7 protein-coding genes and 1 pseudogene are annotated in these 7918 nt (G+C 45.6%); 6 read left to right on the top strand and 2 right to left on the bottom strand.

From position 1 onward, the window contains the following. The first annotated feature begins 234 nt into the window (after positions 1-234). Both JCM11216_RS10825 and rpiA read left to right on the top strand, forming a co-directional pair. Complete coding sequence (locus JCM11216_RS10825; RefSeq protein WP_054854209.1) at positions 235-1212, top strand: dihydropteroate synthase; 978 nt, start codon at positions 235-237, stop codon at positions 1210-1212. Between the two features lie 24 nt (positions 1213-1236). Then, a pseudogene (gene rpiA / locus JCM11216_RS10820) lies at positions 1237-1939 on the top strand (ribose-5-phosphate isomerase RpiA). Here the strand turns inward: rpiA and JCM11216_RS10815 are convergent. Then, a complete protein-coding gene (locus JCM11216_RS10815) occupies positions 1926-3383 on the bottom strand; it encodes an aromatic amino acid ammonia-lyase (protein WP_243676086.1) in 1458 nt (485 codons plus the stop codon). The pseudogene rpiA and the gene JCM11216_RS10815 sit on opposite strands and share 14 nt — an antisense overlap. 398 nt (positions 3384-3781) lie before the next feature. Here JCM11216_RS10815 and JCM11216_RS10810 point away from each other — a divergent pair, with 398 nt between their 5' ends. The 4 genes from JCM11216_RS10810 (at position 3782) to JCM11216_RS19150 (ending at position 6709) form a co-directional block, all read left to right on the top strand. Then, positions 3782-5149 carry an APC family permease gene (locus JCM11216_RS10810; RefSeq protein WP_243676082.1) on the top strand — a complete coding sequence of 456 codons (1368 nt, stop codon included), beginning with the start codon at positions 3782-3784 and terminating at the stop codon, positions 5147-5149. Between the two features lie 25 nt (positions 5150-5174). Further along, entirely contained in the window at positions 5175-5627 is a 453-nt protein-coding gene (locus JCM11216_RS19155) for a hypothetical protein (RefSeq protein WP_243676081.1), read from the top strand. 64 nt (positions 5628-5691) lie between these two features. After that, the gene (locus JCM11216_RS10805; protein WP_243676080.1) at positions 5692-6600 is read left to right on the top strand and encodes a threonine/serine dehydratase; all 909 of its coding nucleotides are present in this window, start codon (positions 5692-5694) and stop codon (positions 6598-6600) included. After that, on the top strand, positions 6572-6709 hold the full coding sequence (locus tag JCM11216_RS19150; RefSeq protein ID WP_243676079.1) for a hypothetical protein: 138 nt from the start codon (positions 6572-6574) through the stop codon (positions 6707-6709). Before JCM11216_RS10805 ends, JCM11216_RS19150 begins: the two co-directional genes overlap by 29 nt. Here JCM11216_RS19150 and JCM11216_RS10800 read toward each other — a convergent pair. Then, positions 6704-7885 carry a pyridoxal phosphate-dependent aminotransferase gene (locus JCM11216_RS10800; protein WP_054854207.1) on the bottom strand — a complete coding sequence of 394 codons (1182 nt, stop codon included), beginning with the start codon at positions 7883-7885 and terminating at the stop codon, positions 6704-6706. The two genes, JCM11216_RS19150 and JCM11216_RS10800, sit on opposite strands and share 6 nt — an antisense overlap. Between the last annotated feature and the right edge of the window lie 33 nt (positions 7886-7918).

Genomic DNA, 7918 nt, shown 5'->3' with positions numbered 1-7918 from the left:
CTTATACTCATTGAAGACTTTCCTTAGGAATTCCATGGCCTTCTCGGCTTATGCTCTATGTAATCCCTGTTCAGCTCAATGAAGTCCTTCAGCGTGCTGGGCTTGGGGCTTGGCAGCAGCGGTTAATGGGCCTCTTTCCCTAATTAAAATGAGTATTTGCTCATCCAATGATAGATCCATCACTAAACCTTAAATCTAGGACATAATAAGCCTTGCTCACTGAGGGAATTAAGCATGCCGAGGGCTAGGCTTGGCCGTGTTTGGGTTGGGGGGGATGGTGAGCCCGTTAGGTTGGTCGGGGTTATTAATGTTAGCCCTGAGTCCTTCTTTAAGGGCTCGGTGAGGAGGACGGTTGATGACGCACTCAAGGCTGCCGAAGCCATGGTCTCTTGCGGCGTTGATGTAATTGACGTTGGTGGAATGTCCACGGCGCCGTATAATAAGACCGTGATTAGTGTTGATGAGGAGATGAGTAGGGTGGTGCCAGTGATTAAGGCCTTGAGGAGGGAGTTTCCTGAATTAACGATATCCGTCGATACATTTAGGTCCAGGGTTGCTGAGGAGGCGCTGAACGCAGGTGCTGACGTTATTAATGACGTCACTGGGTTAAAGGGTGATGGTGATATGGCCCGCGTGATATCTGATCATCAAGCATCCGTGATCATCATGGCAAGGGAGAGAAGGCCAGGCCAGGGCAGCGACCCTATCAGCAGGACCATAGGTGCACTGAGGGAGAGCTTGGGAATTGCGTTGAGTAATGGCGTTGATGAGGGCGGTATTGTTATTGATCCAGGTATTGGTGCGTGGCCTCCGCTGAGTATGGATCCGATATTCACTGGTGGTGAGCCGTTAAGGGGCGATTACGTACGTGGTGATGGTACTTACCCATGGTATTCCTGGGACTCAATAATTATAATGAGTATTAATAGGATAAGGAGTGAGTTGAATAGGCCTGTTCTTGTTGGTATTTCGAGGAAGTCATTCCTTGAGAGGTTGATGCGTAGGAGGGCATCACCTGAGGAGAGGTTGTTTGCATCCGTGTCTGCCGAGGCCATTGCCGTGCTCATGGGTGCTGATGCCGTTAGGACACATAATGTTGGTGAGAGTAGGGATGCCGTTAGAGTTGCCGAGGCCCTTAGACTATGCCTTAACAAGGACCCAACTAGGTGCAATGAGGAGTTGGTTAGAATGGTTAATGCAGGTAATCATTAAATTTATTGGTTAATTACAGATGACGTGAGTGGTGTTGATATAGCGAGGGAGGCCGCGGCCAAGGAGGCCCTTAAGTACGTTAGGAGTGGTTATGTCATTGGTGTTGGTACCGGATCCACGGCAATGGTCTTTCTAAGGGAACTTTATAAGTTAATAATTAATGGTGACGTTAATAATGTGGTTTTGGTGCCGACATCTACAGAGACCGAGATCGAGGTGGTGAGACTAGGTCTTGCTAATTTATTACGTTATCCCTGGCAGGTTGACCATATTGATGTGGCTGTTGACGGTGCTGATGAGGTTGATAGGAGGAAGAACCTGATTAAGGGCGGTGGTGCCGCCCTGACCAGAGAGAAGATAATTGATTATTGGGCTAGGGAGTTCGTGGTAATTGTTGATGAGTCTAAGGTGTTCGATTCGATACCGAGTAAGCACCCAATACCTATTGAGGTAATACCCTTCGCCTGGACCATAGTTAAGGCAAGGTTAGAGGAGCTTGGCGGTACAGCTGAGCTTAGGTTTGGTGGTGGTAAGAGGGGGGCCTGTGGTGACTGATAATGGTAATTACATAATTGATTACATGCCCAGGGCTAGAGTTAATGTTGAGGATTTAGAGAGGGTAATCAAGGAGTTGCCGGGTGTTGTTGAGGTTGGTGTATTTAGTGGTAAGAGGGTTTCCAGGGTGATAATTGGTAGGGTTGATGGGTCTACGGTTACGATGGATTAATCCTTAGGCTTACGAGACTTGAAAGCTCATCAATCGCGCCCATTAACCTAGTTATTGCCTCGCTATGTGATTGAGTACCTGCCACGTATTTACTAATGATGCCATATATGTGGGCTGTCGCTTTGCCGCAATTTTCGCATGCATTATTAGCGCTGGCCACTACGTAGGCATCGTAGGCGAGTATGGCTATTAACTGCGCAATTAATGAGTTCACCTCATGAAGCTTTATCGCGGAGTTCGCACTCATTGAGTTAACATCCTCCTGAAAACCACTGGTTGGTATGTTCTGTACGGTGGATGGCGTTGATAACTCCCTAAGTCTTGCCGATAATGCGGCGGCCGTATATTGGGTTAGCATTAAACCGACACGCCATGGACCACTGGCTAAGTAATTACTAACGCCGTTAATTTCCTTCCTAAGTAATTGGGCGATTTGTCTATCGATTAAATTGCCGAGAACGGCAAGGGACATATTAAGTAAGTCCGTTGAAAAGGCTATGTATTGACCGTGGAAGTGACAGGTTGAGTAAACACTATTATTAATTATTATTGGATTATCACTCACAGAATTGGCCTCGTTCAATACATTGTGTAATGCCCAGTTAAGTGCGTCAAGTACTGAACCAAGTACCTGGGGGGGTATGCACCTTATTGAGTATGGGTCCTGGGTCCTACCGCTGGTATTCACGTTCTTACTATCAATTATTAATTCACTAATGACCCTTGCAACCTCAAGTTCACCCTTATGTAATTTAGTGGTATTTACCTCAATGCCTAACGGTGCCGTACTTGCCCGTGACACCTCAATCATTAACGCCATAACGGCTATTGCAGCCCGTAATAATCGGTAGGTGTCCCAAATACCCAATGAGGCTACGGCAGTGCTATAACTTGTCCCATTAATTAATGACAGCGCCTCCTTATAACTAAGCCTTAACTCATCAAGCCCAGCCAACTTAAGGGCCTCGGCACTAGACATTATTTTACCTTGGTACCTCACCATGCCCCCCCTACCTAATAATGCTAATGCAATATGAGCCAGCGGCGCTAGGTCTCCTGAGGCGCCCACTGAACCATACCTAGGGACTAACGGCGTTATTCTCATGTTTAGAAAATCAACTAACCTGTTTACAACGATATCCCTAACACCGCTATATCCCAGGGATAATTGATGTGCCCTAATGAGCATCGTTGCCCGAACCCAATCATCAGGTGCATAATCACCAACACCCGTCGAATGATCAATGAGCATCTCCAGTGAGTACTTAGCCACATCTTCAGGGTTGACAGTAACGTTATATAGGTCACCAAGTCCCGTATTAACACCATAGATCCTTACATCGCCATGAATAAGCTCCTCAAGGATCCTCCGAGACCGATCTATTGCACTTAATGCATTACTATTTACTATAACCTTATCATAATTCCTGGAGACCCCCCCTATTATTTCCGTTAAAGTTAGCTTGCGCCGGCTCCGATATTTATGACCATACAGGTAAAATTAAAGTGTAGAATATTAATTTATTTTCCTCAATATAGTTATTTAAAAATCCTAAAATACTTAATAGATCTATTGTCCAGTTATTTTTCAAATCCGTAAAAATCATCTGCATGGGCCTTATTATTTGCTATAAAGCATTAAACAGCGGACGTTTTTATGATATTTTATTAATATTTATTATATTATAGATTTCCTTTAATTAATTATTCACGGAGATCTTTGCATGTTTGGTCTTTTTAAATATGAGATTTAGTACTATATAAATACTGGCAATAATATAGGATTAAAATATATACTACATATTGTAAAATTTATAAATTAGTAGGATAATTTAGAATAGTATGGCCGAGGATTTCGGCATTAGGACTGATAAAGAACTACGTAAGGCTTTGGATAGACGTAGGTTATTGTTTCTCTCGATTGGCGAAATAATAGGCGCCGGTTGGTTGTTCGCGCCCATGTACGCTGCATCATATGCAGGAGGCGCTGCCCTATTGTCTTGGATAATAGCCGGGTTAATAATTCTGCTCATAGCGATTGCCAATGCCGAGATCGCGTCCGCAATACCGAAGTCAGGTGCCCTTGTTAGGTACCCGCACTACGTATTTGGTGGCTTTGCGGGTTTCCTACTTGGTTGGTCGTACTTCCTGGCAATAACGGCGGTGCCTCCCACCGAGGCCCTAACGGCAACTAGGTACCTATCCTTCTTCTTCCCGCAACTATACAATACATCTACCGGCACCCTGACAGTACTTGGTTACGTAATTGCCTACTTATTCCTGGCGCTATTTGTCTATGTGAATTATATAGGCGTTAAGGCGGTCGGTGATGTTGTTTATGGTGTTGGTTGGTGGAAGTTATTGATACCCTCAATAACGGCAATAATAATGATAGCTTTAGCCTTCAATCCCGCCAACTTCACCGCAGGGGGTGGTTTCATACCGACAAGCGGCACTGCGCCATACACGGGTTGGGCAGCGGTGTTTTACGCAATGCCTGCCGGAGGTGTTTTGTTTGCTTACCTCGGTTTTAGGCAGGCCATTGAATATGGTGGTGAGGGCAGGAATCCTAGTAAGGATATTCCCTTTGCGGTCATAAGTGCGATATTAATTGCAATGACGATATATATCCTGCTTGAGCTCGCCTTTATAGGCGCAATCCACTGGAATGTAATCGGAGTCAAGGAGGGCGCTTGGTCAGCGTTAGAAAAGTCCTCAATATCCAAGGCGCCAATAGCGCAATTACTAGAGTCCCTGAAGTACGTTATTCCTGCCGCAGCGGCATTCTTAACGGCTTGGTTAATAGTGTTCCTGACAGATGCCATTGTTTCGCCAGCAGGTACGGGATTTGTATCCACCGGTGGCGCGACCAGGTCTCTCTATGGTATTTCAGCGGATGGTTACTTACCATCCTGGTTCCTAGCACTAAGCCGTACCAGGATACCCAAGTGGTCCCTAGTAACCATAGCAGTACTCGGCGCCCTATACCTATTGCCATTCCCGACGTGGCAGTCCATAGTGTCATTCACCACTGTCGGTAGGGTACTCACCTACATGGTTGTTGGCGGAATAGCCGTACAAGCGTTGAGGAGGACAGCGCCTGATCTTCCGCGCCCATTTAGGTTATGGGCCATGCCGGTCCTGGCCCCCCCGTTGGCTACGCTTGCGGCGTCCCTGGTTATTTATTGGTCAGGTTTTAGCACTGTCTAAGTTCTTCTTGGCAGTCTTTGTGGGTTTGCCTATCTACTTTGGTTATTACGCGTACAAGAGACTGAATGTAAGTCTCCCAATATCATTGTCACTGGGGCTTGTTGACGCCGTAGGCATAGCCTTGTCATTCTCCTACTTCTACAGCTTGACCAAGGGTTTAAAGGTATATAATGACGTAGGTTTTCTGGTGTATGTCGTCGTCACTGCCGTATTGATATACGTTAGTATGGCCGTGCTTTACAGACTAGGTAGTGACTACCTAAGGAGGGAGTTCAGGGCTGGTGTTTGGTTGCCAACGTATATGATCGTAATTACGTTGATCTCCTACTATGGGTCCTTTGGTTTACATAAGGTGATACTATTCCCAATAGATACAATAATTGCAGCAATAGTCACGCTAATATTTCACTACTGGGCTGTTTATAGTGCGTTTAGGACGAAGGCCGTAGATCAGATAATGGAGGAAATGAAAAAGTAATGGCATTGGGATTTAAGGTAAAAATTAATTATGTTTTGTTCATGTTTAATTAACGGGCATCTACATGAGTGTTGCTGGTTTCATTGACTTAATGCCTCTTATTCAGGAGGCTTGGGATTTCATTAGGAGGATGGAGTCGTTAGGTTACGTGATTAGGACACCATTGTATAGGTCGGAATTCCTATCAGGTAATGGCCTTAACGTTTACCTGAAGCTGGAGAATCTACAGAGGGGGGGTGGTAGCTTCAAGGTTAGGGGGGGTGTGTTCTTCGCCGTACATAGGTATATGCGCGAGGGTTATGAACACTTCCTAACAGTATCCACGGGAAATCACGCAGTTGCACTGGCATACGTGGCCAATGTACTGAGAGTCAAGGCCACGGTGGTTGTCCCAGAGACGACGCCTAAGTCTAAGGTTGAGGATATGGAGAGGCATGGCGCTGAGGTTATTAAGTATGGCAGGTCTTATGTGGAGGCCGAGAAAAAGGCTCTCGAGATTGTTTCAGGTAATCCAAGGATTAAGCTTGTGCATACCTTTAATGACCATTACATAATTGCCGGTCACGCAACCATTGGGCTTGAGATACTTGAGGATCTACCCAGTGTCGATGCCGTACTCATACCACTCGGCGGTGGTGCATTACCTGCCGGAGTTTCCTACCTAATGAGGCATGTTAAGCCGGGTGTGAAGGTTTACGGAGTTCAACCCGAGAGTGCGCCGTTTTACGTACTATCCCTTAAGGAGGGTAGGCCCGTGGTGCTTAATGATATTAGGACAATAGCCGATGGACTTGCCTCAAGACCTGGCGAGATACCCTTTGAGTACATAAGGCGTTACTTAAATGATGTGTTCCTTGTTAATGAGGAGGATATTATGAGGGCTATATACCTTTTATTGAAGTATGAGCATGTCGTTGCCGAGGGGGGGGCAGGCGCCATAGCCATTGCCCATAATAAATGGCGACTTACTTAAGAGACTTGAACGGGGGGGCGGTATTTATAACGTGGTTGCCGTAATAACCGGCAGCCACATTGACATGGAGAAATTAAAAGAAATACTTGAGAATGAGAGAGATTTATGAAAGACATTGACTAAGCGCCCTTATTCCCTCCCTTATCGCCTCCTCATTCTCTTTCGCAAACGTTAACCTTAGGTGATTCTTACCGCCCTCTCCAAAGGCCGAGCCCGGTACCGCAGCAACGTGACATTGCCTCAGCAATTTCATTACAAAGTCCGTATCATTCATATTAAGCCTTCTTAAGTATGGTTCTAAGTTTGGAAACATGAACAAACCAGCCCTTGGCTTCACAACAACTGTCTCGGGCAGGTACTCCCTAATGGCCTTGTACATGGTCTCCATCCTCGATTTATAGATAGGCACCGTCTCACTCAGGTACTTTTCCTTATAATTCTTAAGGTACATAAGGCCTGCATATTGGGCTGGCGTTGGTGGGTTTAAGTTCGTATACTGCTTAACCCTATTAAATACCTTTATGAATTCTTCATGTGCAACCACATAACCCAACCTCCAACCAGGCATTGCTGGATCCTTGGAGAAAGTGTTCAGCGCAATTACGTTCTCAAGGCTGTACTTAATGGCGTAGGTATGAGAACCATCATAGTAGAGATGCCTATAGGCCTCATCATATATGAGGAATGCATCGTAATCACGTGCCAAGTCAACCAGCAACTTAATCATGGACTCACTTAAGACCCTACCTGTTGGGTTGTCAGGATTAACGGCTATTATTGCCTTAACTCTCCTGCTCATCACGGCCTTAACATCCTCCTCACTTGGTTCCCAACCAAGCTCCTCCCTAGCCCTAACCCTAATGACCCTACCACCCAGGTAATTAATGACGGGCTCATACATTAGGTATGTTGGGTCAAAGAGTATTACCTCATCACCGTCATCAATTATTGTCATGAACGTGGCGAGGATCGCCTCGGCTGACCCAGCAGTGACTGAGACATTTCCACTACTTATCTTAATTCCTGAGTACTTCGTGTAATCCTCCGCTATTGCCTCTCTCAACTCATTAATGCCGCTACTTGGTGTGTACATGCTGTATTCGAAGGGTTTCTCGAGGAGTTTCTTCGTAAACTCAAGAAGCAACTCCCTACTGGGTGGAAGACCAGGCTGACCAATGTGAAAGCTATAAACTCTAATGCCCGATCTCTCGAGCTTAACAACCTCCTCATTTACGCCTCTAATTGCTGATCCAGGGAATGCATTGCTTTTTATTGAGATCCTCACGGTACGCAATAGATAGTGAATATTTATAAGTGT

The organism is Vulcanisaeta distributa JCM 11216, from assembly GCF_001315985.1.
GTDB classification, from domain to species: Archaea; Thermoproteota; Thermoprotei; order Thermoproteales; family Thermocladiaceae; genus Vulcanisaeta; species Vulcanisaeta distributa_E.
This window is presented reverse-complemented; position numbering and strand designations above follow the sequence as displayed.

Coding starts and splice junctions, on each gene's coding strand:
- JCM11216_RS10825 (WP_054854209.1), top strand. CDS start 235: ATGCCGAGGGCTAGGCTTGGCCGTGTTTGGGTTGGGGGGGATGGTGAG.
- JCM11216_RS10805 (WP_243676080.1), top strand. CDS start 5,692: ATGAGTGTTGCTGGTTTCATTGACTTAATGCCTCTTATTCAGGAGGCT.
- JCM11216_RS10810 (WP_243676082.1), top strand. CDS start 3,782: ATGGCCGAGGATTTCGGCATTAGGACTGATAAAGAACTACGTAAGGCT.